At 61.8% G+C, this 25,180-nt stretch carries 24 protein-coding genes; 15 read left to right on the plus strand and 9 right to left on the minus strand.

Translation table 11 applies throughout. The features are described 5' to 3' along the window. Positions 1-81: 81 nt before the first annotated feature. The 3 genes from B9A31_RS10815 (at position 82) to B9A31_RS10825 (ending at position 3,497) form a co-directional block, all read left to right on the plus strand. A complete protein-coding gene (locus B9A31_RS10815) occupies positions 82-1,437 on the plus strand; it encodes a nucleobase:cation symporter-2 family protein (RefSeq protein ID WP_016711731.1) in 1,356 nt (451 codons plus the stop codon). Positions 1,438-1,577: 140 nt separating this feature from the next. After that, positions 1,578-2,363: an outer membrane protein OmpK gene (locus B9A31_RS10820; RefSeq protein ID WP_084297039.1), complete on the plus strand. Its 786-nt coding sequence runs from the start codon at positions 1,578-1,580 to the stop codon at positions 2,361-2,363. Positions 2,364-2,714: 351 nt separating this feature from the next. Continuing rightward, the gene (locus B9A31_RS10825) at positions 2,715-3,497 is read left to right on the plus strand and encodes an outer membrane protein OmpK (RefSeq protein WP_016711733.1); all 783 of its coding nucleotides are present in this window, start codon (positions 2,715-2,717) and stop codon (positions 3,495-3,497) included. 36 nt (positions 3,498-3,533) lie between these two features. Here the strand turns inward: B9A31_RS10825 and B9A31_RS10830 are convergent, their stop codons facing one another. Continuing rightward, a complete protein-coding gene (locus tag B9A31_RS10830) occupies positions 3,534-4,448 on the minus strand; it encodes a DUF808 domain-containing protein (protein WP_019099537.1) in 915 nt (304 codons plus the stop codon). A 132-nt stretch (positions 4,449-4,580) separates the two neighbouring features. Here B9A31_RS10830 and B9A31_RS10835 point away from each other — a divergent pair, with 132 nt between their 5' ends. Continuing rightward, positions 4,581-5,192: a TetR/AcrR family transcriptional regulator gene (locus tag B9A31_RS10835; protein WP_019099536.1), complete on the plus strand. Its 612-nt coding sequence runs from the start codon at positions 4,581-4,583 to the stop codon at positions 5,190-5,192. 133 nt (positions 5,193-5,325) lie between these two features. On the opposite strand, the gene B9A31_RS10840 is transcribed toward B9A31_RS10835, so the two are convergent. Further along, the gene (locus B9A31_RS10840) at positions 5,326-5,766 is read right to left on the minus strand and encodes a GlcG/HbpS family heme-binding protein (RefSeq protein WP_025754770.1); all 441 of its coding nucleotides are present in this window, start codon (positions 5,764-5,766) and stop codon (positions 5,326-5,328) included. A 257-nt stretch (positions 5,767-6,023) separates the two neighbouring features. On the opposite strand from B9A31_RS10840, the gene gcl reads away from it, so the two are divergent. From gcl to B9A31_RS10880, 8 genes are all read left to right on the plus strand, one after another. Continuing rightward, a complete protein-coding gene (gcl, locus tag B9A31_RS10845; RefSeq protein ID WP_016711737.1) occupies positions 6,024-7,799 on the plus strand; it encodes a glyoxylate carboligase in 1,776 nt (591 codons plus the stop codon). Between the two features lie 53 nt (positions 7,800-7,852). Next, positions 7,853-8,635 carry a hydroxypyruvate isomerase gene (hyi, locus tag B9A31_RS10850; protein ID WP_016711738.1) on the plus strand — a complete coding sequence of 261 codons (783 nt, stop codon included), beginning with the start codon at positions 7,853-7,855 and terminating at the stop codon, positions 8,633-8,635. Positions 8,636-8,688: 53 nt separating this feature from the next. After that, complete coding sequence (locus B9A31_RS10855; RefSeq protein ID WP_016711739.1) at positions 8,689-9,582, plus strand: 2-hydroxy-3-oxopropionate reductase; 894 nt, start codon at positions 8,689-8,691, stop codon at positions 9,580-9,582. 218 nt (positions 9,583-9,800) lie between these two features. After that, entirely contained in the window at positions 9,801-11,075 is a 1,275-nt protein-coding gene (locus B9A31_RS10860) for a glycerate kinase type-2 family protein (RefSeq protein WP_025754769.1), read from the plus strand. Further along, positions 11,072-12,487 carry a pyruvate kinase gene (pyk, locus tag B9A31_RS10865; RefSeq protein ID WP_016711741.1) on the plus strand — a complete coding sequence of 472 codons (1,416 nt, stop codon included), beginning with the start codon at positions 11,072-11,074 and terminating at the stop codon, positions 12,485-12,487. Before B9A31_RS10860 ends, pyk begins: the two co-directional genes overlap by 4 nt. Positions 12,488-12,673: 186 nt before the next feature. Then, complete coding sequence (locus tag B9A31_RS10870; RefSeq protein WP_084296992.1) at positions 12,674-13,546, plus strand: urea transporter; 873 nt, start codon at positions 12,674-12,676, stop codon at positions 13,544-13,546. A 45-nt stretch (positions 13,547-13,591) separates the two neighbouring features. Next, positions 13,592-14,416, plus strand: a complete 825-nt coding sequence (locus B9A31_RS10875) for an ion transporter (RefSeq protein WP_016711743.1) — start codon at positions 13,592-13,594, stop codon at positions 14,414-14,416. A 92-nt stretch (positions 14,417-14,508) separates the two neighbouring features. Next, the gene (locus tag B9A31_RS10880) at positions 14,509-15,507 is read left to right on the plus strand and encodes a sulfate ABC transporter substrate-binding protein (RefSeq protein WP_016711744.1); all 999 of its coding nucleotides are present in this window, start codon (positions 14,509-14,511) and stop codon (positions 15,505-15,507) included. A 77-nt stretch (positions 15,508-15,584) separates the two neighbouring features. Here the strand turns inward: B9A31_RS10880 and B9A31_RS10885 are convergent, their stop codons facing one another. Together B9A31_RS10885 and B9A31_RS10890 are read right to left on the minus strand one after the other, a co-directional pair. Continuing rightward, positions 15,585-16,511, minus strand: a complete 927-nt coding sequence (locus B9A31_RS10885) for a class I SAM-dependent methyltransferase (protein ID WP_027609447.1) — start codon at positions 16,509-16,511, stop codon at positions 15,585-15,587. Positions 16,512-16,544: 33 nt separating this feature from the next. Next, complete coding sequence (locus tag B9A31_RS10890) at positions 16,545-17,441, minus strand: DMT family transporter (protein WP_019099532.1); 897 nt, start codon at positions 17,439-17,441, stop codon at positions 16,545-16,547. A 133-nt stretch (positions 17,442-17,574) separates the two neighbouring features. Here B9A31_RS10890 and B9A31_RS10895 point away from each other — a divergent pair, with 133 nt between their 5' ends. From B9A31_RS10895 to B9A31_RS10905, 3 genes are all read left to right on the plus strand, one after another. Continuing rightward, complete coding sequence (locus B9A31_RS10895) at positions 17,575-18,012, plus strand: Lrp/AsnC family transcriptional regulator (RefSeq protein WP_016711747.1); 438 nt, start codon at positions 17,575-17,577, stop codon at positions 18,010-18,012. A 455-nt stretch (positions 18,013-18,467) separates the two neighbouring features. Then, positions 18,468-20,000, plus strand: coding sequence for an NCS1 family nucleobase:cation symporter-1 (locus B9A31_RS10900; protein ID WP_019099531.1), 1,533 nt, complete (start codon positions 18,468-18,470; stop codon positions 19,998-20,000). Positions 20,001-20,016: 16 nt separating this feature from the next. Next, complete coding sequence (locus B9A31_RS10905) at positions 20,017-20,745, plus strand: aspartate/glutamate racemase family protein (RefSeq protein ID WP_019099530.1); 729 nt, start codon at positions 20,017-20,019, stop codon at positions 20,743-20,745. Between the two features lie 95 nt (positions 20,746-20,840). On the opposite strand, the gene B9A31_RS10910 is transcribed toward B9A31_RS10905, so the two are convergent. The 5 genes from B9A31_RS10910 to B9A31_RS10930 all read right to left on the minus strand — a co-directional run bounded on the left by B9A31_RS10910 (position 20,841) and on the right by B9A31_RS10930 (position 24,429). After that, a complete protein-coding gene (locus B9A31_RS10910; protein WP_019099529.1) occupies positions 20,841-21,503 on the minus strand; it encodes a hypothetical protein in 663 nt (220 codons plus the stop codon). A gap of 234 nt (positions 21,504-21,737) precedes the next feature. Then, positions 21,738-22,076 (minus strand): FKBP-type peptidyl-prolyl cis-trans isomerase, encoded by a 339-nt coding sequence (locus tag B9A31_RS10915; RefSeq protein ID WP_019099528.1) that lies wholly within the window; start codon positions 22,074-22,076, stop codon positions 21,738-21,740. A gap of 112 nt (positions 22,077-22,188) precedes the next feature. After that, complete coding sequence (locus B9A31_RS10920) at positions 22,189-22,596, minus strand: GFA family protein (RefSeq protein ID WP_084296993.1); 408 nt, start codon at positions 22,594-22,596, stop codon at positions 22,189-22,191. Positions 22,597-22,650: 54 nt separating this feature from the next. Beyond that, complete coding sequence (locus tag B9A31_RS10925; protein WP_025754767.1) at positions 22,651-23,439, minus strand: PhzF family phenazine biosynthesis protein; 789 nt, start codon at positions 23,437-23,439, stop codon at positions 22,651-22,653. Positions 23,440-23,490: 51 nt separating this feature from the next. Continuing rightward, positions 23,491-24,429 carry a 2-hydroxyacid dehydrogenase gene (locus B9A31_RS10930; protein WP_019099525.1) on the minus strand — a complete coding sequence of 313 codons (939 nt, stop codon included), beginning with the start codon at positions 24,427-24,429 and terminating at the stop codon, positions 23,491-23,493. Between the last annotated feature and the right edge of the window lie 751 nt (positions 24,430-25,180).

Below are 25,180 nucleotides of genomic sequence, written 5' to 3' on the forward strand. Positions count from 1 at the left end.
ATCAACAAGCTTCTACGTGAAGCTTGCCGCCTGGAGCCTGCCGCTTGGATCCGAGAATAAAAACAAAACTCGAGGTGCTGCATGTCCGAGTCACGCAAGGCGTACATCCCCATTGCGCCGCCGCGCGAGCCCTTGCCCCTGTTCCAACTGATCCTGGTTGGCCTGCAACACGTTCTGCTGATGTACGGTGGCGCCATCGCCGTGCCGCTGATCATCGGCCAGGCCGCCGGGTTGTCCCGTGAAGAAGTCGCTTTCCTGATCAACGCCGACCTGCTGGTCGCTGGCGTCGCCACCATCATCCAGTCGTTCGGTATCGGCCCGGTGGGCATCCGCATGCCGGTGATGATGGGGGCCAGCTTCGCTGCCGTCGGCAGCATGGTGGCCATGGCCGGCATGCCCGGCGTGGGCCTGCAGGGGATCTTCGGCGCGACCATCGCTGCCGGGTTCTTCGGCATGCTGATCGCGCCGTTCATGTCCAAGGTCGTGCGCTTCTTCCCGCCGCTGGTCACCGGTACGGTGATAACCTCGATTGGCCTGTCGCTGTTCCCGGTGGCGGTCAACTGGGCCGGTGGCGGCCATGAAGCAGAAACCTTCGGCTCGCCGATCTACCTGCTGGTAGCTGGCCTGGTGCTGGCGGTCATCCTGCTGATCAACCGCTTCATGCGTGGGTTCTGGGTCAACGTGTCGGTACTGGTGGGCATGGGCCTTGGCTACATCCTGGCCGGTTCCATCGGCATGGTCGACTTGTCGGGCCTGAAAGACGCACCGTGGTTGCAGGTGGTCACCCCACTGCACTTCGGCATGCCGACCTTCAGCCTGGCGCCGATCCTGTCCATGTGCCTGGTGGTGGTGATCATCTTCGTCGAGTCCACGGGCATGTTCCTGGCCCTGGGCAAGGTGACCGATCGCGAAGTCACCCCAGGGATGCTGCGGCGCGGCCTGCTGTGCGATGCCGGTGCATCGTTCATCGCCGGCTTCTTCAACACCTTCACCCACTCATCGTTCGCCCAGAACATCGGCCTGGTGCAAATGACCGGGGTGCGCTGCCGCTTTGTCACCATCGTGGCCGGTGCACTGCTGATTGTGCTCAGCCTGCTGCCGAAGGCGGCCTTCCTGATTGCCTCGATCCCGCCTGCGGTGCTGGGCGGCGCCTCCATTGCCATGTTCGGCATGGTGACCGCCACCGGGATCAAGATTCTTCAGGAAGCGGACATCGGCGACCGCCGCAACCAGCTGCTGGTGGCGGTGAGCGTCGGCTTCGGGCTGATCCCCGTGGTGCGTCCGGAGTTCTTCGCCCAGATGCCACAGTGGATGGAACCCATCACCCACAGTGGTATCGCCATGGCCACGGTCAGTGCCCTGGTGTTGAACGTACTGTTCAACATCCTCGGTGGCGCCGAACGCGCGGTGCACAACGACGCTTGTCACCAGCATTGAGCCAGACGGGGCGGCGCATGGCCGCCCCGCATTCATATAAGCAGTAAACGCAACACCGTCGGCCCGCCGGAATGGGCCGCCCGGGGCGCCTGCGCGCCAAAAAAACCGCCAACAAAAACAATAAGTCCGGGAATCACAACATGAAGCGCATCACCACGTCCCTGCTGCTGGGCAGCAGCCTGCTGGCCACCGTCCCCTCGCATGCAGGCGAATGGCTGCAATGGCATGGCGAAAGCCTGACCTACCTGTACGGCAAGGACTTCAAGGTCAACCCTGATATCCAGCAGACCATCACCTTCGAGCACGCCAACAAATGGAAGTACGGCGACACCTTCATGTTCGTCGACAAAATCTTCTACAACGGCAAAGCCGACGCCAGTAAAGGCGTGACCACCTACTACGGCGAGTTCAGCCCACGCCTGTCATTCGGCAAGATCTTTGACAAGAAGCTGGCTTTCGGCCCGATCAAGGACGTTCTGCTGGCCATGACCTACGAGCGCGGCGAAGGCGACAACGAGGCCTACCTGATCGGCCCTGGTTTCGACCTGAACATCCCCGGCTTCAACTATTTCACCCTGAATTTCTACGTGCGCAACACCGAGGGCAGCCGCCCGGGTGACAACGTCTGGCAGATCACCCCCGGCTGGTCGTACACCCTCCCCGTGGGCAGGTCCGACATTCTGATCGACGGCTACATGGACTGGGTCACCGACAACGACAAGACCCGCCGTGGCACCTACCACGCCAACCTGCACTTCAACCCGCAGGTGAAGTACGACCTGGGCAAAGCGCTGAACCTGGGCGCCAAGCAGCTGTACGTGGGCTTTGAGTACAGCTACTGGAAGGACAAGTACGGCATCGACAGCCGCGGCAACCTGGACAGCAACCAGAGTGTCGCCAGTGCGCTGATCAAAGTGCACTTCTAGAAAACTGACCAAACGCACAAGTTTGTACCACCCCGCTCCAGGACGGAGCACTTGAGACGCGGCGCGCAAGCCAGTAATCTGCGCGCCCCCTCGATCAGGGCAGAACGGATTCTGCCTGCGTTTACTGACCGCTCAGTCAATGAATACGGGCGGTTGGCCAACGTGTTGCCAGCCTGAAAGACCCTTTTCATCCGTTCAGAACGAAGTCGAGCAGGAAGGTTTTGCCAACCCAGGAAAGTTGGCCCAACCCTTGCCAAACAGCTGTGGCCTATCGAAAAAAGCTGACTCAAAAGACAAAAAGCGCCAATAACGAGCGCTGACAACAGATCAATCAAGGGAGCGACACTTTCAATGCGTACCATCAACAGCCTGATCCTCGCCGGCGGCCTGCTGGCCTGTGGCACCACCTTCGGCGGCGACCTGCTGCAATGGCAGAACAACAGCCTGACCTACCTGTGGGGCAAGAACTTCAAGGTCAACCCGGCGATCCAGCAAACCGTCACCTTCGAGCATGCCGATGGTTGGAAGTACGGCGACAACTTCATCTTCGTTGACAAGATTTTCTACCAGGGCCAGAAGGACGCCGGCAACGGCCCGAATACCTATTACGGTGAGATCAGCCCACGCCTGTCGTTCAACAAGATTTTTGACCAGAAGCTGGAGTTCGGCCCGGTCAAGGACGTGCTGCTGGCCATGACCTACGAGTTTGGCGAGGGTGACACCGAGTCGTACCTGATCGGCCCGGGCTTCGACCTGGCCATCCCGGGCTTCGACTACTTCCAGCTGAACTTCTACAACCGCACCACCGACGGCAGCCGCGCCGGCGACAATGTGTGGCAGATCACCCCGGTGTGGTCGTACACCATCCCGGTCGGCGATTCCGACGTGCTGATCGACGGCTTCATGGACTGGGTGGTGGACAACGACGAGAACCGTCGCGGCACCTACCAGGCCAACCTGCACTTCAACCCGCAGATCAAGTACGACCTGGGCAAGGCATTGCACCTGGGTGAGAAGCAGTTGTACGTGGGTGTGGAGTACGACTACTGGAAGAACAAGTACGGCATCAAGGACAGCGATGCGTTCACCACTGACCAGAACACCATGAGTTTCCTGGTCAAGGTTCACTTCTGATTTGAGTCAGGGGCCGCTCTGCGGCCCAATGCAATGTTATGTGGCAGGCCGAACCGCCCGCCACAATTTGCCGACAACCGCTACCACCGCCAGCACCACGGCACCGGCCACCACCCCGGCCACACCGTTGAGCAGCGCCCCGGTCAGCGACCCACCGCGCCCCTCGCTGAACGCCTCGATGGCGTGATGCAGGGGCGCGATGCCATGCACCAGAATGCCACCGCCCACCAGAAACATCGCCGCCGTGCCAATCACCGACAGGCTCTTCATCATGTACGGCGCCGCCCGCAGAATGCCGTTACCCACCACCTGCACAAGCCGCGAGGTCTTCCGGGTCATCCACAGCCCCAGGTCATCCAGCTTGACGATACCGCCTACCAGCCCGTAAACGCCGATGGTCATGACAATGGCAATGCCCGACAGCACGATGATCTGCTGGGTCAGCGGCGCATCGGCCACGGTGCCCAGGGTGATGGCGATGATCTCCGCCGAGAGAATGAAGTCGGTGCGCACCGCGCCCTTGATCTTGGTTTTCTCGAACGCCACCAGGTCGACATTGGCATCGGCCACCGCCTCCTTACGGGCTTCGTGCTCAGCCTCATCCTCCTCTTTGCTGTGCAAGAACTTGTGTGCCAGCTTCTCGAAACCCTCGAAGCACAGGTAAGCACCACCCACCATCAGCAGCGGCGTCACCGCCCAAGGGATGAACGCGCTGATCAACAGCGCCGCCGGCACCAGGATGGCCTTGTTCACCATCGACCCTTTGGCCACCGCCCACACCACCGGGATTTCGCGTTCGGCGCGCACACCGGTGACCTGCTGGGCATTCAGCGCCAGGTCGTCGCCCAGCACGCCTGCGGTTTTTTTCGCTGCCACTTTGGTCATCACCGAGACGTCATCGAGCACCGTGGCAATATCGTCGATCAGTACCAGTAGACTGCTTCCTGCCATGTTTGCGTGTATCCAGATGTGTATGTGCCATCGATTCTAGCCCAAAGCCGCTGCCTTGAGCCCCCGTCGAGCCCGGTGCTACCATGCCCGATCCCTCTTAGAGGTGGCCAGACACGAGGAAGATCCCTGACCATGAGCACCATTCGCGAGCGCAACAAGGAACTGATCCTGCGCGCGGCCAGCGAGGAATTCGCCGACAAGGGCTTCGCCGCCACCAAGACCAGCGATATCGCGGCCAAGGCCGGCCTGCCCAAGCCGAACGTGTATTACTACTTCAAATCCAAGGACAACCTCTACCGCGAGGTCCTGGAAAGCATCATCGCGCCAATCATGCAGGCGTCGACGCCGTTCAATGCCGACGGCGACCCGAAGGAAGTGCTGAGTTCATACATTCGATCGAAGATCCGCATTTCGCGTGACCTGCCGCACGCCTCCAAGGTGTTCGCCAGCGAGATCATGCACGGCGCCCCGCACCTGTCGCCGAACCAGGTGGAGCAATTGAACGAGCAGGCCCGGCACAACATCGAGTGCATCCAGCGCTGGATCGACCGCGGGCAGATCGCCCATGTGGATGCGCACCACCTGATGTTCAGCATCTGGGCGGCGACACAGACCTATGCGGATTTCGACTGGCAGATTTCTGCGGTGACCGGCAAGGCCAAGCTGGCCGACAGCGACTATGACGCGGCGGCCGAGACCATCATTCGCATGGTGTTGAAAGGCTGTGAGCCTGAGGCAGCCTGACAGGGCCAGTGGGTGCTTTGCAGCCCAATCGCCGGCAAGGCAGCTCCCACAGGTACACCACAGTTCTTGAACACTGTGCCGTACCTGTGGGAGCTGCCTTGCCGGCGATCAGGCCAGAACAGGCGATAGAGATTTAGGCTGCTACCCCTGCATCCGCCTTCAACCCCACCTCCTCGATCGCACTGATCGCGCACTGCTCGTCGATATCCGACGTATCCCCGCTGATCCCGACAGCACCCAGCACCTTGCCAGCCTGATCACGAATCAGCACACCACCCGGTGCCGGTACCACCGGCCGCTCCCCCATCCCGTTCAACGCGGCAAAAAACGCCGGGCGCTGCTGCGCATCCAGCGCCAGCAAACGCGACCCCTTGCCCAGCGCAATCGCACCCCAGGCCTTGCCCGTGGCCACCTCAGGCCGGATCAGGCTGGCGCCATCCTCGCGCTGCAGCGCCAGCAAGTGCCCGCCGGCATCCAGTACCGCCACGGTCAGTGGCGCGGCGTTGATCTTGCGGCCCGCCGCCAGTGCGGCATTCACCAGGCTGACAGCAACGTTCAGGTTCAAAGCGTTCATGGAGAGGTCCTCTTCTTGTTGTGAGAAGCCCTGAGGGCAGTTGAAAACCGATAGAACAAATAGAACACAACGAGATGTATTTTTGTATACAATATTTTGAAACGATCGTATGCGATGACGCAAATCGCCGTTTTCACGGGCGCTCTGGCGAAAGCCAGCTTAGCCGATGAAAACCCATTGACCTGAGGCGCCAGCCGTGAATACACTCTGTCGCAACGCAAGTTGTATACAATTACAAAATCGATGAGGCACAAACCATGAGCAAAATGAGAGCAATCGATGCAGCCGTTCTGGTCATGCGCCGTGAAGGTGTAGATACCGCGTTCGGCATCCCGGGGGCTGCCATCAACCCGTTGTACTCGGCCCTGAAGAAAGTCGGTGGCATCGATCACGTCCTCGCTCGTCACGTCGAAGGTGCCTCGCACATGGCCGAGGGCTACACCCGTGCCAACCCGGGCAACATCGGCGTGTGCATCGGCACTTCCGGCCCGGCCGGCACCGACATGGTCACCGGCCTGTACAGTGCCTCGGCCGACTCCATCCCGATTCTCTGCATCACCGGCCAGGCCCCGCGTGCCCGCCTGCACAAGGAAGACTTCCAGGCGGTAGACATCACCAACATCGTCAAGCCGGTGACCAAGTGGGCGACCACCGTTCTGGAACCAGGCCAGGTGCCTTATGCCTTCCAGAAGGCCTTCTATGAAATGCGCACCGGCCGCCCAGGCCCGGTACTGATCGACCTGCCGTTCGACGTGCAGATGGCCGAAATCGAATTCGACATCGACGCCTACGAGCCGCTGGCCATCAACAAGCCGTCCGCCACCCGCGTGCAGGCCGAAAAAGCCCTGGCCCTGCTCAATGACGCCGAGCGCCCACTGCTGGTGGCCGGTGGCGGCATCATCAACGCCGACGCCAGCGACAAGCTGGTCGAATTCGCCGAGCTGACCGGCGTGCCGGTCATCCCGACCCTGATGGGCTGGGGCACCATCCCGGACGACCACGCACAAATGGTCGGCATGGTCGGCCTGCAGACTTCGCACCGCTACGGCAACGCCACCCTGCTCAAATCCGACCTGGTGTTCGGTATCGGTAACCGCTGGGCCAACCGCCACACCGGTTCGGTCGACGTTTACACCGAAGGCCGCAAGTTCGTGCACGTCGACATCGAACCCACCCAGATCGGCCGCGTGTTCACCCCGGACCTGGGTATCGTTTCCGACGCTGGCAAAGCGCTGGACGTGTTCCTGGAAGTGGCCCGCGAGTGGAAAGCCGCCGGCAAGCTGAAGTGCCGCAAGGCCTGGCTGGAAGACTGCCAGCAGCGCAAAGCCAGCCTGCAGCGCAAGACTCACTTCGACAACGTGCCGGTCAAGCCGCAGCGCGTATATGAAGAAATGAACCAGGTGTTCGGCAAGGACACCTGCTACGTCAGCACCATCGGCCTGTCGCAGATTGCCGGCGCGCAGTTCCTGCATGTGTACAAGCCACGCCACTGGATCAACTGCGGCCAGGCCGGTCCGCTGGGCTGGACCATCCCTGCCGCGCTGGGCGTGGTCAAAGCCGACCCCAAGCGCAAGGTTGTCGCGCTGTCGGGTGACTACGACTTCCAGTTCATGATCGAAGAGCTGGCAGTGGGAGCGCAGTTCAACCTGCCGTACGTGCACGTGCTGGTGAACAACGCCTACCTGGGCCTGATCCGTCAGGCGCAGCGTGGCTTCGACATGGATTACTGTGTACAACTGGCGTTCGAGAACATCAACTCCACCGACGCTGCCACCTACGGTGTCGACCACGTCGCCGTGGTCGAAGGCCTGGGCTGCAAGGCCATTCGTGTGTTCGAGCCGGCAGAAATCGCCCCGGCCCTGATCAAGGCACAGAAAATGGCCGAAGAGTTCCGCGTGCCGGTAGTGGTCGAAGTGATTCTCGAGCGTGTAACCAACATTTCCATGGGCACCGAGATCAACGCGGTCAACGAGTTCGAAGACCTGGCCCTCGTCGGCAACGACGCGCCAACCGCCATCTCGCTGCTGGACTGATCGCCTGACGCCCCCAGGCTTACCTGGGGGCCTTCAACGCAAGGAGACAACCCATGCCTCGCTTCGCTGCCAACCTGTCCATGCTGTTCACCGAACAGGACTTCCTGGCCCGCTTCAAGGCTGCCGCCGACGCTGGTTTCAGCGGTGTCGAATACCTGTTCCCGTACGACTTCAGTGCTGCCGAAATCAAGCAGCAGCTGGAGGCCAACGGCCTGACCCAGGTGCTGTTCAACCTGCCTGCTGGTGACTGGGCCAAAGGTGAGCGTGGCATCACCTGCCACCCTGATCGCATTGAAGAATTCCGTGCCGGTGTCGACAAGGCCATCGAGTACGCCAAGGTGCTGGGCAATACCCAGGTCAACGCCCTGGCCGGCATCCGCCCGCAAGGCCCGGACTGCGCCACCGTGCGCAAGACCTTCGTGGAAAACCTGCGCTACGCCGCCGACAAGCTCAAAGCCGCCGGCATTCGCCTGGTCATGGAAATGATCAACACCCGCGATATCCCGGGTTTCTACCTGAACACCACTCAACAGGCGCTGGAAATCCAGGCCGAGGTGGGCAGCGATAACCTGTTTCTGCAGTACGACATCTATCACATGCAGATCATGGAAGGTGACCTGGCGCGCACCCTGGAAGCCAACCTGCCACTGATCAACCACGTCCAGTTGGCCGACAACCCCGGCCGTCACGAGCCAGGTACCGGCGAGATCAACTATCGCTTCCTGTTCGAGCACCTGGACCGCATTGGCTACCAGGGCTGGGTGGGCGCGGAATACAAGCCCAAGACCACCACCGAAGCAGGCCTGGGCTGGCTGAAAACGCACAACGCAATCTGAACGAGCCGGGCGCGCAGCGCCTGATGTGAACAAATACAAAGAGGCACATTGTCATGGCTAAAATCGGTTTCATCGGCACCGGCATCATGGGCAAGCCCATGGCCCAGAACCTGCAGAAAGCAGGTCACAGCCTGTTCGTTTCCACCCATCACGACGCCGCGCCAGCCGAGCTGATCGCCGCCGGTGCAGTGGCCCTGGCCAATCCGAAGGAAGTGGCACAGGAAGCCGAATTCATCATCGTCATGGTCCCGGACACCCCGCAGGTCGAAAGCGTCCTGTTCGGTGAAAACGGCGTGGCCGAAGGTGTGGGCCCGAACAAGGTGGTGATCGACATGAGCTCGATCTCCCCTACCGCCACCAAAGCCTTCGCCGAAAAAATCAAGGCTACCGGCGCCGCCTACCTGGACGCTCCGGTATCCGGCGGTGAAGTCGGTGCCAAAGCCGCGACCCTGAGCATCATGGTCGGTGGCTGCCCGAAAGCCTTCGAGCGTGCTCTGCCGCTGTTCGAAGCCATGGGCAAGAACATCACCCGCGTAGGTGGCAACGGCGACGGCCAGACTGCCAAGGTGGCCAACCAGATCATCGTTGCCCTGAACATCCAGGCTGTTGCCGAAGCCCTGCTGTTCGCTGCCAAGAACGGCGCCGACCCGGCCAAGGTGCGTGAAGCCCTGATGGGCGGCTTCGCTTCATCGAAAATTCTTGAAGTGCATGCCGAGCGCATGATCAAAGGCACCTTCGACCCGGGCTTCCGCATCAACCTGCACCAGAAAGACCTGAACCTGGCCCTGCAAGGTGCCAAGGAGCTGGGCATCAACCTGCCCAACACCTCCAATGCCCAGCAAGTGTTCAACACCTGCCAGGCGCTGGGCGGCGGCAACTGGGACCACTCGGCGCTGATCAAAGGCCTGGAGCACATGGCCAACTTCTCGATCCGCGACGACCAATAAAACCTACCGGCCTCATCGCGAGCTGCGCTCGCTCCTACAGGATCAGCGTAAGGCCCGTAGGAGCGAGCAAAGCGCGCGATTGAAGCACACGCTGACTGACCTGCGACCACGGGTCAGCCAGTGACACCGAGCAACACCCGCCCCTGGTTCGGCCTGCACGGAGGCAGTTCCAGGGGCGTTTTTGATTCTGCAGAACAACAATAATCTGGGAGCCTGCCATGTCGGTCGATCCGCAAAAAATTCTCCGCGAGCTGTTCGACACAGCCATCGCTGCCGCCCACCCCCGTCAAGTCCTCGAACCCTACCTGCCCGCCGACCGTAGCGGCCGGGTGATTGTCATCGGCGCCGGCAAGGCCGCAGCCGCCATGGCCGAAGTGGTCGAGAAAAGCTGGCAGGGCGAAGTCTCTGGCCTGGTCGTTACCCGCTACGGCCACGGCGCCAATTGCCAAAAAATCGAAGTGGTCGAAGCCGCACACCCGGTCCCCGACGCCGCCGGCCTGGCCGTGGCCAAGCGCGTGCTGGACCTGGTCAGCAACCTCAACGAAGACGACCGCGTCATCTTCCTGCTGTCTGGCGGGGGCTCCGCCCTGCTGGCGCTGCCGGCCGAGGGCCTGACCCTGGCCGACAAGCAGCAGATCAACAAGGCACTGCTCAAATCCGGCGCCACCATCGGCGAGATGAATTGCGTGCGCAAGCACCTCTCGGCGATCAAAGGCGGCCGCCTGGCCAAGGCCTGCTGGCCTGCCACCGTTTACACCTATGCGATTTCCGATGTACCGGGCGACCTGGCAACCGTCATCGCCTCCGGCCCCACCGTGGCCGACCCGAGCACCTCGGCCGATGCCCTGGCCATCCTCAAGCGCTACAACATCGAAGCGCCGCAAGCGGTCATCGACTGGCTGAACAACCCAGCCTCGGAAACCGTCAAAGCCGACGACCCGGCCTTGGCCCGCAGCCACTTCCAGTTGATCGCCAAGCCCCAGCAGTCGCTTGAAGCCGCCGCGGTCAAAGCCCGCCAGGCCGGGTTCAGCCCGCTGATTCTCGGCGACCTGGAAGGCGAGTCGCGCGAAGTGGCCAAGGTCCATGCCGGCATCGCCCGGCAAATCGTCCTGCACGGCCAGCCGCTCAAGGCGCCCTGCGTGATCCTGTCCGGCGGTGAAACCACCGTGACCGTGCGCGGCAATGGCCGTGGCGGGCGCAACGCCGAGTTCCTGCTCAGCCTTACCGAAAGCCTGAAAGGCCTGCCGGGTGTGTACGCCCTGGCCGGTGATACCGACGGCATCGATGGCTCGGAAGAAAACGCCGGTGCCTTCATGACCCCAGGCAGTTACGCCCGCGCCGAGGCCCTGGGCCTGTCGGCCAGCGATGAACTGGACAACAACAACGGCTACGGCTATTTCGCCGCCCTGGATGCGCTGATCGTCACCGAACCAACCCGTACCAACGTCAACGATTTCCGCGCCATCCTGATCCTTGAGACTGCCCAATCATGACGCCTGATAAAAAAGTAAAGATCCTCGCCACCCTCGGCCCTGCGATCAAAGGCAAAGACGACATCCGCCAGCTGGTCGAGGCCGGTGTGAACATCTTCCGCCTCAACTTCAGCCACGGCGAACACGCTGATCACGCCTTGCGCTACCAGTGGATCCGCGAAGTCGAGCAGCAGCTCAACTACCCGCTGGGCATCCTCATGGACCTGCAAGGGCCCAAGCTGCGTGTTGGCCGCCTGGCCGAAGGCAAGGTGCAACTGCAGCGTGGTCAGTCATTGCGCCTGGACCTGGACACGACGCCAGGCAACAGCGAGCGGGTCAACCTGCCCCATCCGGAAATCATCGCCGCGCTGGAGCCGGGCATGGACCTGCTGGTGGACGACGGCCGCCTGCGCCTGCGGGTGACCGCCAAGCACGCCGACGCCATCGACACGACCGTGCTGAACGGCGGTGAGCTGTCCGACCGCAAGGGCGTGAACGTGCCGCAAGCGGTACTCGACCTCTCCCCGCTCACCGAAAAAGACCGCCGCGACCTGGCCTTTGGCCTGGAACTGGGCGTGGACTGGGTGGCCCTGTCGTTCGTGCAGCGCCCGGAAGACATCGTCGAAGCCCGCCAGCTGATTGGCGACCGCGCCTACCTGATGGCCAAGATCGAAAAACCATCGGCCGTCGAACAGCTGCAAGCCATCGCCGAACTGGCAGACGCCATCATGGTGGCCCGTGGTGACCTGGGTGTGGAAGTGCCCGCCGAAAGCGTGCCGCAGATCCAGAAACGCATCATCGGCACCTGCCGCCAGCTGGGCAAACCAGTGGTGGTGGCCACGCAGATGCTCGAATCCATGCGCTTCTCGCCGGCCCCGACCCGCGCCGAAGTCACCGACGTGGCCAATGCCGTGGCCGAAGGTGCCGATGCGGTGATGCTGTCGGCCGAGACCGCCTCGGGTGACTACCCGCTGGAAGCCGTGCAGATGATGAGCAAGATCATCCGCCAAGTGGAAAACGGCCCGGACTACCAGGCCCAGCTCGACGTTGGCCGGCCAAAAGCCGAAGCCACCGTATCGGACGCCATCAGCTGCGCCATCCGCCGTATCAGCGGCATCCTGCCGGTTGCAGTGCTGGTCAACTACAGCGAGTCGGGCGCCTCCACCCTGCGTGCTGCACGCGAGCGGCCACGGGCACCGATCCTCAACCTGACACCGAACCTGAACACCGCTCGCCGCCTGAGCGTGGCGTGGGGCGTGCATTCGGTGGTCAACGACCGCCTGCGCCAGGTGGACGAGGTTGTGTCGACTGCGCTGGAGATTGCCCAGGCGCAAGGCATGGCCAGCCGTGGCGACACGTTGTTGATCACGGCCGGTGTGCCTTTTGGCAAGCCGGGCTCGACTAACACGCTGCGGATCGAGACCTTGATCTAAGCCACTGCACATCTCCTGTGGGAGCGGGCGTGCCCGCGAAGAGGCCAGCAGGGGCAACAATGTTGCCTGTACTGACGCATTCGCGGGCACGCCCGCTCCAACAGGGTCGGTGGTGCTTTACAGAACAGCGGAAAACCCGAGGCCCAAAGAGGCCCACCGCTTCCCTTCAACCTCACTGACTGCCCCATGTACACCAAAAATTTCGTCAACCCGTGCCCCGACTGGGCCACGGCGTTACTCAACGGTTTCAGCCAGGTGCTGCTGCTGCGCAACCCCCTGTGCGGCCTGTGCTGCCTGCTGGCCATCCTGCTGACCGCTCCCGACCTGGTCGGTGGTGCCCTGCTCGGCGCCCTGGCTGGCCTGCTCACCGCCCAAGCCCGTGGTTACGACCGCGCCGACCGCCAGGCGGGGCTGTACTGCTACAACGGTGTGCTCATCGGCCTGCTGATCAGCGCCGTGCTGCCGTGGTCGGTCATGCTGCCACCGCTGATCATTGCGGCAGGCGGCCTGTCCAGCATCATCACCCACCAGTGGCGCAAACGCGGCGGCAAGCTGCTGATCGCCTACACGGCTCCGTTCGTGTTGCTGGGCTGGGGCACGCTGCTGTTCGCCAGCCCTTCGCCCAGCGGCTTCGTCGAGGCCGATCCGCTGTATGCCCTGGCGCGAGGTGTGGGCCAGATTTTCCTGCTCGACCAACCTTTGGCCGGATTGCTGATCATGGTCGGCATGTTCATCGCCAACCCTTATGCCGCGATGTGGGCCGTGATCGGCTCGGCCATCGGCGGCGGGGTGGCACTGCTGGCGGACCACGCGCAGGCTGCGTGGCTGGGCCTGTATGGCTTCAACGCCGCGTTGGCGGCATTGGCCTTTAGCAGACAGGGTGAAAAGCCGTGGGTGACATTGCTGGCAATTGCCTTGGCCCTGCTGCTGCAACCGGTGTTCACGCTGCTGCCTGTGGCAGGTCTGACCGCGCCCTTTGTCGCCGCCTGCTGGCTGATGCATGCGGGCAACCATCTGGCCCAGCCCAGACAGCGCAATGCCAGCCGCTTGCACAGCTGAAACGCAACCCCTAGGCTCAGCTCATCGCTTTTGTGGACCGAGCCAATGAACAACCCTGCGAGCCTGCGTGAACGGCTCTTCGTTATCGTCTTCCAGACCGACACCGTAGCCGGCCGCCGCTTCGACAAGATCCTCCTGCTGATCATCCTCGCCAGCCTGGTCACGGTGATCCTCGACAGCATCGACGAAATACACCAAGGCTACGCCGGCCTGCTCGCTGCCATCGAATGGGGCTTTACCGCGATCTTCCTGGCCGAGTACCTCACCCGCCTGTACTGCTCACCCAAGCCCCTGCGCTATGCCTTCAGTTTCTATGGTCTTGTCGACTTGCTGGCAATCGTGCCGGGGATCATCGCGCTGTACTACAGCGACGCCCAGTACCTGCTGATCATCCGGGTGATCCGGATGCTGCGGATCTTCCGCGTGCTCAAGCTCAGCCCGTACCTCAAGCAGGCCCATTACCTGATGGAGGCACTGCGCGGCAGCAAGCAGAAGATCATCGTGTTTCTGGTCACGGTCTCGACCTTGGTAACCGTGTTCGGCACCTTGATGTATGTGATCGAAGGGCCGGAGCATGGCTTTACCAGCATCCCCAAGGGTATCTACTGGGCCATCGTCACGCTCACTACCGTGGGGTTTGGCGATATCGTGCCGAAGACGCCCCTGGGCCAGGTGCTGTCGTCGCTGGTGATGATTACTGGTTACTCGATTATTGCCGTGCCGACCGGGATCTTTACCGCCGAGCTGGCCAATGCCATGCGCGGGGAGCAGTTGCAGCATGATTGCCCGACTTGCCGCAAGAAGACCCATGAGCATGGCGCGGCATTCTGTTCCCGGTGTGGGAATGTGCTGTTCCCGAAAACCGAATAAGCAAAGAGCCATTTCGTCTTTAAAGCCCCAGGAACCAAACGCTATAGTCGCGGGCTTACTGCCAAACATCTGAACCATAACAAGGAAGCAACGTGAAAAAACTCTTCACCGCCTCGCTGCTCGCCGCAGGCCTGGCCCTGGGCAACCTCGCCCAGGCCGCCCCTACCCTGCTGAACGTTTCCTACGACGTGATGCGCGACTTCTACAAGGACTACAACCCGGCCTTCCAGAAACACTGGGAAGCCGAGCACAAAGAGAAGGTCAACGTGCAGATGTCCTTCGGTGGCTCCAGCAAGCAGGCGCGTGCAGTGATCGATGGCCTGCCGGCCGACGTCATCACCATGAACATGGCCACCGACATCAACGCCCTGGCCGACAACGGCAAGCTGGTACCGGACAACTGGGTAACCCGCCTGCCGAACAACAGCGCGCCGTTCACCTCGGCCACCGTGTTCATCGTGCGCAAGGGCAACCCGAAAGCCCTGAAAGACTGGCCCGACCTGCTCAAGGACGGTGTGCAGGTGATCGTGCCCAACCCGAAAACCTCGGGTAACGGCCGCTACACCTACCTGTCCGCCTGGGGCTATGTGCTCAAGCAAGGCGGTGACGAGGCCAAGGCCCGTGACTTCGTTGGCAAGCTGTTCAAGCAAGCGCCGGTGCTGGATACCGGTGGCCGTGCTGCCACCACCACGTTCATGACCAACCAGATCGGCGACGTGCTGGTCACCTTTGAGAACGAAGCCGAAATGATCGCGCGCGAGTTCGGTCGCGACCAGTTCGAAGTGGTTTACCCAAGCGTGTCGGCCGAGGCCGAGCCCCCTGTGAGCGTGGTGGATAAGGTGGTGGCCAAGAAGGGTACCCAGGCCGTGGCCGAGGAATACCTGAAGTACCTGTGGTCGCCAGCAGCCCAGGAGATCGCCGCCAATAACTACCTGCGCCCACGTGATGCGACGGTACTGGCCAAGTACACCGACCGCTTCCCGAAAGTGGACTTCCTGTCGGTGGAGAAAACCTTTGGTGACTGGCGCACCGTGCAGAAGACCCACTTCAATGACGGTGGCGTGTTCGACCAGATCTATAGCGGTCAATAACCCGGGTAAGCCTTACCGGCCTCATCGCGATCCCTGTGGGAGCAGCTTTAGCCGCGAAGAGGCCGGCAAGAGCAACATCAAACCTGGCGGAACACCAAAGCCTTCAAGCCCCCCGCCGGGTCCACATCGGGAAACTCCGGCGGGTTCTCCAACCGCTCGACAAACGCCAACGTCGGCGCCTGCTCCGCCATCCCCTCGATCAGAAACTCCGGCCCGATCCCCGGGTCGTTCACACACGCCAGCACTGTGCCCCCCGCATTCAGCAACTCCGGCAACCGCCGCAGGATCTTCGCGTAATCCTGGGTCAGCACAAAGCTGCCGCGCTGGAAGGTGGGCGGGTCGATGATGATCAGGTCATAAGGCCCGTACTTGCGCACCTTGCCCCACGATTTGAACAGCTCATGCCCCAGGTAGGCCACCCGCGATGGATCGTGGCCATTCAGGCGGTGGTTATCACGGCCACGGGACAACGCCGACTTGGCCATGTCCAGGTTCACCACCTGCTCGGCGCCACCGGCAATCGCCGCTACCGAAAAACCGCAGGTGTAGGCGAACAGGTTCAACACTCGCTTGCCCGCTGCCTGCTCGCGTACCCAGCGCCGGCCGTAGCGCATGTCGAGGAACAGGCCATTGTTCTGCCGCACGCCCAGGTCCAGCAGGTAGCTCAGGCCATCCTCGACCACTTCACGCTGCTGGCACGGCTCGCCCAGCAGCCACTGGCCCGGGCTGTCGGGCAGGTAGCGGTGCTGAATGAGGATCGCCTGGCCAGACCACTGCGGGCGTTCGGCAAAGGCACGCAACATGGCCTCCAGTTCAGCCAGCTGGCCTTCGGGTGGCTCGCGGAACAAGGCCACCGACAGCACACCCTGCAACCAGTCGACCGTCACTTGCTCCAGGCCCACCCAGCAGCGGCCACGGCCGTGAAACAATCGGCGGGTTTCCTGCGGGGCAGGGTCGAACGCGGCGAGCAGGTGTTGCTCAAGGGTGTGGATCGGCGAAGTCATGGTGGGTCGCAAACAAATGAAAAGGCCGCCATTCTACCCCTTGACCGCCACTTGTGCAGAACGGAACCACCAGCCCTGCTGCATCCCCGCCGCCGCCACCAGGATCAAACCCACGCCCAGCCACTGCAGCGGCGCCAGCCGATGCCCGAACGCCACCCAGTCCACCAGAATCGCCGCAATCGGGTAGATGAACGACAGCGCCCCGGTCAACGCCGTGGGCAGACGCTGGATGGCACTGTAAAGCAGCACATACATCAGGCCGGTGTGCACCATGCCCAGTGCCAGCAGGCTGGCCAACGCCGGCACTTCTCCGGGCAACCCGCCAGGCCTGACCCAGGGTGCCAGCATCAGCACACCGGTGGTTACCTGGATCAATGCAATCAGGTGAGGCGGCGTGCCACTCAGGCGCTTGATGATCAGTGCAGCGATTGCGTACAAGAACGCCGCCCCCAGCGCCAGGGCAATCCCCAGCAGATAATCCTCACCGCCACCCTGCCCCGCGCCATGGGCACTGACGATGGCCAACATGCCGAGGAAGGCGACGCTCAGCCAGGTCACCTTGGCCAAGGTAATCTTCTCGCCCAGGAACAGCGCCGCCAGCCCCACCAGCAGAAACGGCTGCACGTTGTACACCGCCGTGCCAATGGCAATCGACGCCCGTGAGTACGAGGCAAACAACAGTAACCAGTTACCGACAATCGCCACACCGCTGGCCATCGCCAACAAGAACGCCGTACGGCTGATCACTCCCGGCCGCAGAAAGCCAAAAACGGCGCAGATCACCAGCAAGGTCACGGCGCCGAACACGCAGCGCCAGAACACCACCTCCAGCACGGGCTGGCCGGACACCAGCACGAACCAGCCGATGGTCCCGGAAATCAGCATGGCAGCGACCATTTCCAGCGAGCCACGGCGCAATGAACTGTCCATCTCACACCTCCCGTTGACGATGGCAACAGTATGCAAAGGATACCGGTGTGCCATCCAGCGGATAACGAAGGCAGATTGGCATACATGCCTTTACTATCAAGGCAAATAACGCGAATTCCCTATTGAGGTGAGCATGACTGACGCTATCGACCAACTCTTGATCAATGCACTGATGGAGGATTCGCGCCGCTCGCTGAAGGCCCTGGCGCAGGTGAGCGGGCTGTCCGCACCCAGCGTCAGTGAGCGCCTGCGCCGGCTGGAAGAACGTGGCGTGCTGCGCGGCTACACCGTGGAGGTCGACCCACGCGCGTTTGGCTACCAGTTGCAGGCCATCGTGCGCATTCGCCCGCTGCCGGGGCAGTTGCAGGAGGTGGAGCGGCAGATCATTGCCATCCCCGAGTTCACCGAGTGCGACAAGGTCACCGGCGAGGACTGCTTTATTGCCCGCCTGCATGTACGCTCCATGGAACAGTTGGACACCTTGCTCGACCGCATCAATGTGCTGGCTGACACCAACACCGCGATCATCAAGAAAAGCCCGGTGAAGCGGCGGTTGCCGCCGATGGATTGAGAATCGCCACAGGAAAACCTGACTATTTTTTGTACACAAGAATGTCACCTTAAGTGCCATTTTTGTGTGCACTTTCCCCGGTAACGCCCCAATACGTTACACACCACCTTGCAACTAATTTTGACCATTTGATCAACTAATTATCAGGCCAAAAATTTAAACCTGTTTATGTGGTCAACTTATAATGCCTGAATTTCATGAAGTTATCTTTCGAAGCCCTAGATTAGAAATGATAGCCCTTTAGCGCTTGCTCTTTCCTTGGCATGGAACTGGCTTTTGTGTCCTCGTGTTTTGTATACAAACCAAACAAAACATAAATACACAAGAACCCGCGACGCCGGACCAAAACCGGCCGCCGCGCCCAGAACCCTGTGATGCCAAGCTGCACTGACGAGATGGCGAGCCCGTGCGCATGCCCGCTCATCGCAGTCCATGTGCATCAGGAGCCCGCCGGAATGAGTACCAGCCTCGACCTTGCCCCTGAACTATCCGTCGCCAGCACCCACCCTGCTTCCACACTTGACGGCAGCCAGTCCGCGCTGGCCCTGAGCCCGCGTCTGCATAACCGCGACCTTGCGCCTACCCGTATCGAAGGCCGCCGCTGGGGTGGATACAGCATCTTCGCGTTGTGGACAAACGATGTGCACAATATCGCCAACTACTCGTTTGCCATGGGCTTGTTCGCCCTCGGTCTGGGCGGCTGGCAGATTCTGCTGTCGCTGGCCATTGGCGCAGCGCTGGTGTACGTCTTCATGAACCTGTCCGGCTACATGGGGCAGAAAACCGGCGTTCCCTTCCCCGTCATCAGCCGCATTGCCTTCGGCATCCACGGTGCGCAGATCCCGGCGCTGATTCGCGCAGTCATCGCCATCGCCTGGTTCGGCATCCAGACCTACCTCGCCTCCGTGGTGCTGCGCGTGCTACTGACAGCGGTGTGGCCGCACATGGCAGCTTACGACCATGACAGCATCCTCGGCCTTTCAAGCCTGGGCTGGGTGTGCTTCGTGTCGATCTGGCTGGTGCAGCTGGTGATCCTGGCCTACGGCATGGAGATGGTGCGCCGCTACGAGGGTTTCGCCGGCCCGGTGATCCTGCTGACCGTCTCGGCCCTGGCGGTGTTCATGTACTTCCAGGCCGACACGCGCATCGCCTGGTCGGTGGCTACACCGCTGACTGGCTACGAGATGTGGCGCAACATCTTTGCCGGCGGTGCGCTGTGGTTGGCGATTTACGGCACCCTGGTGCTGAACTTCTGTGACTTCGCCCGCTCCTCGCCGTGCCGCAAGACCATTCGCGTGGGCAACTTCTGGGGCCTGCCGGTGAACATCCTGGTATTCGCCATCATCACCGTGGTGCTGAGCGGCGCGCAGTTCCAGATCAACGGCCAGATCATCGACAGCCCGACGCAGATCGTCGCTGCCATCCCGAGCACGCCCTTCCTGGTACTCGGCTGCCTGGCCTTCCTGATCGTCACGGTGGCGGTGAACATCATGGCCAACTTCGTCGCCCCGGCCTTCGTGCTCAGCAACCTCGCGCCGCGTCACCTCAACTTCCGCCGCGCCGGGTTGATCAGTGCCACCGTGGCGGTGCTGATCCTGCCGTGGAACCTGTACAACAGCCCATTGGTGATCGTGTACTTCCTGTCGGGCCTGGGCGCCCTGCTCGGCCCGCTGTACGGGGTGATCATGTCCGACTACTGGTTGCTGCGCAAAGGCTGCATCAACGTGCCGCAGCTCTACAGCGAAGACCCGGCCGGTGCCTACCACTACACCAAGGGCATCAACCTGCGCGCCGTGGCAGCCTTCGTGCCGGCCGCACTGCTGGCCATCGTCCTGGCGCTGGTCCCCCACTTCCAGCATGTGGCGCCGTTCTCCTGGCTGATCGGTGCCGGCATCGCCGCCGCCCTGTACCTGCTGATCGCACCTCGCAACCGTCACTACCACGACGTCAGCGGCGAGTGTATCGCCGTCGACCACAGCAGCCATTGATCAAGGAAGACAGCCCATGCGTATTCTGATTGCCAACGTCAACACCACCGAAGCCATCACCGAGGCCATTGCCGAACAAGCGCGCAGTGTCGCCAGCCCCGGCACCGAGATCATTGGCCTCACCCCCTGGTTTGGCGCCGAGTCGGTGGAAGGCAATTTCGAGAGTTACCTGGCTGCCATCGCAGTGATGGACCGGGTGCTGGCCTATGAAGGCCCCTACGACGCCGTGATCCAGGCCGGCTATGGTGAACACGGCCGTGAAGGCTTGCAGGAGCTGCTGAACGTACCGGTAGTGGACATTACCGATGCAGCCGCCAGCACGGCGATGTACCTGGGCCATGCTTACTCGGTGGTGACCACCCTGGACCGCACCGTGCCGCTGATCGAGGACCGTTTGAAGCTCTCCGGGCTGTACGACCGCTGTGCCTCGGTAAGGGCCAGCGGCCTGGCCGTGCTGGAACTGGAAGAAGACCCGCAGCGTGCGGTGGAAGCCATCGTGGAGCAGGCCGAGCGAGCCGTGCGTGATGACAAGGCCGAGGTGATCTGCCTGGGTTGCGGCGGCATGGCCGGGCTCGACGAGCAGATTCGCCAACGCACCGGCGTGCCGGTGGTGGATGGGGTTAGCGCGGCGGTGACCATTGCCGAGTCGCTGGTGCGCATGGGCTTGAGCACCTCCAAGGTACGCACCTATGCCACCCCACGGGCGAAGAAGGTGGTGGGTTGGCCGATGCGTTTCGGGCGCTGAATCTTTAGCTGCCTGTACCGGCCTGTTCGCGGGTAAACCCGCGAACAGGCCGGTACAGGCCAACTCATCATTCGGGCCAACGCTGCACTACAACCTCATGTCGGGCAGCTCTGCGCACCGTCATTCAAACCCTGGCGCACATTGCGGCTAAGCAGGCTGGCCTTGCCGTCGTGCCAGGTCAGGGTCAGTACATAGAGGGTATCGAAGTCATCGCCGTTCCAGTCATCGGTAATCACCCGCTCTTCCCCCAGCGCCTTGCCGGCCACGGTATTGATCAACTCCGGGAGGTAACCATGCGACCAGGCGGTGTAGATGGTTGCATTGCGGTACTTGTCGCTCAGCAGCTCGTCAGCCAGTTCGGCGGTGTCGTTGGCGCCATAGTCGATGTTCACCGGCAGGCCCAGACGGATGGCGCTGGGGGTGATGGTCATCAACGGGCGGATGTAGCTGTAGCTTTCGTCCTTGCTGCCTTCTTCGACATGCCGCGAAGGGTTGGCAGCAAACACGTAATCGGCCTTGCCAAAGCGCTCGGGCAACACCGTGGCCAGGTCCAGCGCACGGTTCAGGCCTTGGCAGTTCAACTGGCCCAGCCCCTCGCCCGGCTTCTCGGCATGGCGCAGGAACACCAGGGTCTGGGTGCCATCCACCGGTTGCGCACGGCTTTCGACAGCCTCCAGCGCCAGCGGTACGGCAACAGCCGTAAGCACCAGGCTCAGCAGCAAGTGACGGCGACGGCGGAAGAATGTTGGCAACTTCATCAAGGCAGGCTCGTGTGGCAAAGAAAATCGCGTCAACCCGCCACATCGCCCCATCAGCTGCAGGGCGCCCTTGTAGTGAATGCCATCCTTGGCAACGAGTGAGGGTCAGAGTGCCCTGAACCCGTTTGGTTCCTCCCTGGAGGTAGATGCCGTTCCCTAGGCAAGGCCTAGGTTAGGGGATGGGTGTTGCGCAATTGTGTAAGCTGCAAGAACCTGGGGTTGCAATGCAGCAGCTCAATCATCCCGCGTCAGCACTTCCAGCAATTCGATCTCGAAGGTCAAATCCGAATTCGGCGGAATCGCCCCCACGCTGCGCTCGCCATAGCCCAGGTGTGCTGGAACCTGCAGCTTGCGCTTGCCACCCACACGCATGCCCATCAGGCCTTGATCCCAGCCTTTGATCACCCGGCCGGTGCCGATCACGCACTGGAACGGCTTGCCGCGTGACCAGGACGAATCGAACTCGCTGCCGTCGGCCAGCCAGCCGGTGTACTGGGTGGTGATCAGGGCGCCTTTGACGGCGGCTTTGCCATCACCCTCCACTAGGTCGATGATCTGCAATTCTTGGCTCACGGGCACGCTCCAACGCGGGAAAACAAAGCCGCCCTTTTCTCAGGAATGCACCGGTTTTGCAAGTTTGCACGGTGTTTCATGCCGCCGATTCGAACCGGGACGCGATGAGCAATCAGCTGTTCTGCTCGAACACCTCTTGGCCAGTCAATTCCTTGGTCTGGTTGGCGAAGCAGTACCAGGCGGGTTTTTCTTCCACGAAAATCTGCAGGTTGAAATCCCACGCCTGGTCACAGTCGAGCAGGCCGACCGGCACGGCATGGAAGTCGTTGGCCTTGAGCCGGTAATACAGGTGCGTGCCGCACTGGCCGCAAAACGCGCGCTGAGCCCAGTCAGACGACTCATACACCGAGGGCACACGCCCTTCGATCACCGGGGGCCGGCTGCATTCCACAACCAGCAGCGGGCCGCCAGTCCATTTGCGGCACATGCTGCAATGGCAGGCACTGACATGGGTGTTGTCTACAGTAACCTTGAGCGTGGTGGCGCCACACAGGCAAGTGCCTTGTTTTTCCAGGGCCATGGCTGGCTCCTTGAACAGGGAAAGAGCCAGCCAGTATAGATGCCTGAACGGGCATCAGAAGTAGACGGTACCGCGCAGGTACAACGCTGCCCGCCCGCTGATGATTACCCGGCCATTGCCCGGCACTTCGCACTGCAGCTGCCCTTTGCGCGCCCCGCCCTGCTCGCAGCTGAGTACCCGCTTGCCCAGGCGCTCCGCCCACACCGGTGCCAGCGAGGTGTGGGCCGAACCGGTTACCGGGTCTTCATTCACGCCAACCCGCGGGCCGAACCAGCGGGTGACAAAATCAAAACCACGCCCTGCCGCCGTCACGGCAATACCACGCACGTCGAACGTGTTCAACGCAACGAAGTCCGGCTTCAGGGTGTCGAGGATCAACGCATCATCGATCACCACCACATAGTCGTCGCTTTGGTACAACGCCTGAGCCTGGTTCAAACCCAACGCTTGCAGCAACCCTGCCGGGATATCCACTGCAACCGGCCGCTTGGCCGGGAAATCCATCGCCAGCAGCCCGTCAGCGCCACGGCTGACGCGCAACTCGCCGCTGCGGGTGTTGAAACGCAGCACCTGGGCCTGCTCGCCCAGTTGCTCGAACAGCACATAGGCCGAGGCAAGCGTGGCATGGCCGCACAGATCAACTTCTACAGTCGGGGTGAACCAGCGCAGGTCGTAGGTTTCACCATTGCGCACGAAATAGGCGGTTTCCGACAAGTTGTTCTCTTCGGCGATGCGCTGCAGCACATCGTCCGGCAGCCAGCTTTGCAGCGGAATCACGGCGGCCGGGTTGCCACCGAACGGTTTGGCGGAAAAGGCATCGACCTGGAAGATGTCGAGTTGCATGCACACACTCCTTGTTGCCCGGGTGTTGCCAGGCAGATGGCTGATATAGGTTTACGGGCGAACCGGGGTCAAGACGGGCTCACCTGCAAAGAACGCCTGCAGGTTACGCAGTACCAGGGTTACCGTGTCGCGTGCGGCCTCCGGCGACTGGCCGGCCACGTGGGGCGTGAGCACGGTGTTGCCAAGCGTCTTGAGGGCGTCGGGCACGGCCGGTTCGTCATCGAACACGTCCAGCGCGGCACCTGCCAGTTGGCCTTGCTGCAATGCAGTTACCAGTGCATCGGTGTCAACTACACTGGCGCGGGCAATGTTCACCAAATAGCCCTCGACCCCTAGCGCTTCCAACACGTTGGCATCGACCAGATGCCGGGTGTTGGCGCCACCGGGGGTGGCCACGACCAGAATGTCGACGGCAGCGGCCAGGTGCAGCGGGCTGTCGTGCCAGGTGTAAGGCACTTCTTCACGCGGCGTGCGGCTGTGGTAGCTGACGGGCATGTCGAAGCCCAGGTTGGCACGCTTGGCAATCGCCTGCCCGACTGCGCCGAGGCCAAGAATGCCCAGGCGCTTGCCACTCACCGAGGGGCTGATGACGCGGTTCCATTCGCCGCGACGGGTGCTGGCATCGGCGCGAGGAATGTCGCGCAGCAGTGCCAGCACCAGAGCCAGAGTGTGGTCGGCGACTGCGTTGGCATTGGCACCGGCACCATTGGTGACGGTGATCCCTCTGGCAGCCGCGGCGGCCAGGTCGACTTGCTCGTAGCCGGCGCCGATCACACAGATGATCTGCAGGTTGGGCAAGGCATCGATTTCGGCGGCAGTCAGGCCCAGCGGACCGCGAGTGAGTACGGCATCGATTTCACTGGCGTGTTGCTGAATGGCATGGGAGCGCAGTTGCGGCGAGGGGGCGCGAATCAGGCAGTAACCGGCCTGCTCTAGTAAGGGCAGGTAATTGTCGACGGTTTCCACCAGTACCAGGACTGTTTTGCGCATGCCACCTCCGGTCAATTCGATAGGTCATTATGCGGAGTTAGCAACCAGTACAGTCAATAGAAATATCAAGTCAAAACTGCACTGTACCGCCCACACCGTTCCCGCTCTTGATCTTGATCTTGATCTTGATCTTCGCGACTTCAGGAGGCCGAACGCAGGCCTTGCGGAGGGAGGTGACGGGCATGGATGCCCGTCAAGCGCTGGGCCCCAGGATGGGGCCTGCAGCGCGGTCCTCCCGGGAGCAACACCCAAAAGAGGGAACCCCGGAGCGAAGCGTAGGGGCCGGATGATGGGAGCGCAGCGTTTTTTGGTTACTTTTTGTCGCGTTTGACAAAAAGTGACTCGCCGTAAGGGCGAAAAGGTGAATCAGCGTCGCCATCGCAAATGGACTGTTCACTGATTCAAAACAGACGAATCTTGCTTCTTGCTTCTTGCTTCTTGCTTCTTGCTTCTTGGATGTGGGCATTCACATCGAGTAGACATTCATTCCCGAGGGTGGCGCACACTCACCTTTCCGCCCTTACGGCGGGTCACTTTTTGTCAAACGCGACAAAAAGTAACCAAAAAACGCTGGCTCCTATCATACGGCCCCTACGCTGCGCTCCGGGGTTCCCTCGCTACGGGCTTGCTCCCGGGAGCACGCGCTGCAGGCCCCATCCATGGGGCCTCAGCGCTTGACGGGCATCCATGCCCGTCATCTCCCTCCGCAATCCCTACGCTCGGCCTCCTGAAGTCGCAATCGGCGGCGCCT

It is taken from the genome of Pseudomonas sp. URIL14HWK12:I5, from assembly GCF_900176445.1.
In the GTDB taxonomy this organism is placed as follows: Bacteria; Pseudomonadota; Gammaproteobacteria; order Pseudomonadales; family Pseudomonadaceae; genus Aquipseudomonas; species Aquipseudomonas monteilii.

Bases quoted from the DNA above. Each gene is read 5' to 3' on its own strand.
- B9A31_RS10860 (WP_025754769.1), top strand. From the start codon at position 9,801: ATGTCGGTCGATCCGCAAAAAATTCTCCGCGAGCTGTTCGACACAGCC.
- B9A31_RS10855 (WP_016711739.1), top strand. From the start codon at position 8,689: ATGGCTAAAATCGGTTTCATCGGCACCGGCATCATGGGCAAGCCCATG.
- B9A31_RS10895 (WP_016711747.1), top strand. From the start codon at position 17,575: ATGACTGACGCTATCGACCAACTCTTGATCAATGCACTGATGGAGGAT.
- pyk (WP_016711741.1), top strand. From the start codon at position 11,072: ATGACGCCTGATAAAAAAGTAAAGATCCTCGCCACCCTCGGCCCTGCG.
- B9A31_RS10825 (WP_016711733.1), top strand. From the start codon at position 2,715: ATGCGTACCATCAACAGCCTGATCCTCGCCGGCGGCCTGCTGGCCTGT.
- B9A31_RS10830 (WP_019099537.1), bottom strand. From the start codon at position 4,448: ATGGCAGGAAGCAGTCTACTGGTACTGATCGACGATATTGCCACGGTG.
- B9A31_RS10890 (WP_019099532.1), bottom strand. From the start codon at position 17,441: ATGGACAGTTCATTGCGCCGTGGCTCGCTGGAAATGGTCGCTGCCATG.
- hyi (WP_016711738.1), top strand. From the start codon at position 7,853: ATGCCTCGCTTCGCTGCCAACCTGTCCATGCTGTTCACCGAACAGGAC.
- B9A31_RS10875 (WP_016711743.1), top strand. From the start codon at position 13,592: ATGAACAACCCTGCGAGCCTGCGTGAACGGCTCTTCGTTATCGTCTTC.
- B9A31_RS10820 (WP_084297039.1), top strand. From the start codon at position 1,578: ATGAAGCGCATCACCACGTCCCTGCTGCTGGGCAGCAGCCTGCTGGCC.
- B9A31_RS10815 (WP_016711731.1), top strand. From the start codon at position 82: ATGTCCGAGTCACGCAAGGCGTACATCCCCATTGCGCCGCCGCGCGAG.
- B9A31_RS10885 (WP_027609447.1), bottom strand. From the start codon at position 16,511: ATGACTTCGCCGATCCACACCCTTGAGCAACACCTGCTCGCCGCGTTC.
- B9A31_RS10835 (WP_019099536.1), top strand. From the start codon at position 4,581: ATGAGCACCATTCGCGAGCGCAACAAGGAACTGATCCTGCGCGCGGCC.
- B9A31_RS10925 (WP_025754767.1), bottom strand. From the start codon at position 23,439: ATGCAACTCGACATCTTCCAGGTCGATGCCTTTTCCGCCAAACCGTTC.
- B9A31_RS10930 (WP_019099525.1), bottom strand. From the start codon at position 24,429: ATGCGCAAAACAGTCCTGGTACTGGTGGAAACCGTCGACAATTACCTG.
- B9A31_RS10900 (WP_019099531.1), top strand. From the start codon at position 18,468: ATGAGTACCAGCCTCGACCTTGCCCCTGAACTATCCGTCGCCAGCACC.
- B9A31_RS10910 (WP_019099529.1), bottom strand. From the start codon at position 21,503: ATGAAGTTGCCAACATTCTTCCGCCGTCGCCGTCACTTGCTGCTGAGC.
- B9A31_RS10870 (WP_084296992.1), top strand. From the start codon at position 12,674: ATGTACACCAAAAATTTCGTCAACCCGTGCCCCGACTGGGCCACGGCG.
- B9A31_RS10840 (WP_025754770.1), bottom strand. From the start codon at position 5,766: ATGAACGCTTTGAACCTGAACGTTGCTGTCAGCCTGGTGAATGCCGCA.
- B9A31_RS10920 (WP_084296993.1), bottom strand. From the start codon at position 22,596: ATGGCCCTGGAAAAACAAGGCACTTGCCTGTGTGGCGCCACCACGCTC.
- gcl (WP_016711737.1), top strand. From the start codon at position 6,024: ATGAGCAAAATGAGAGCAATCGATGCAGCCGTTCTGGTCATGCGCCGT.
- B9A31_RS10905 (WP_019099530.1), top strand. From the start codon at position 20,017: ATGCGTATTCTGATTGCCAACGTCAACACCACCGAAGCCATCACCGAG.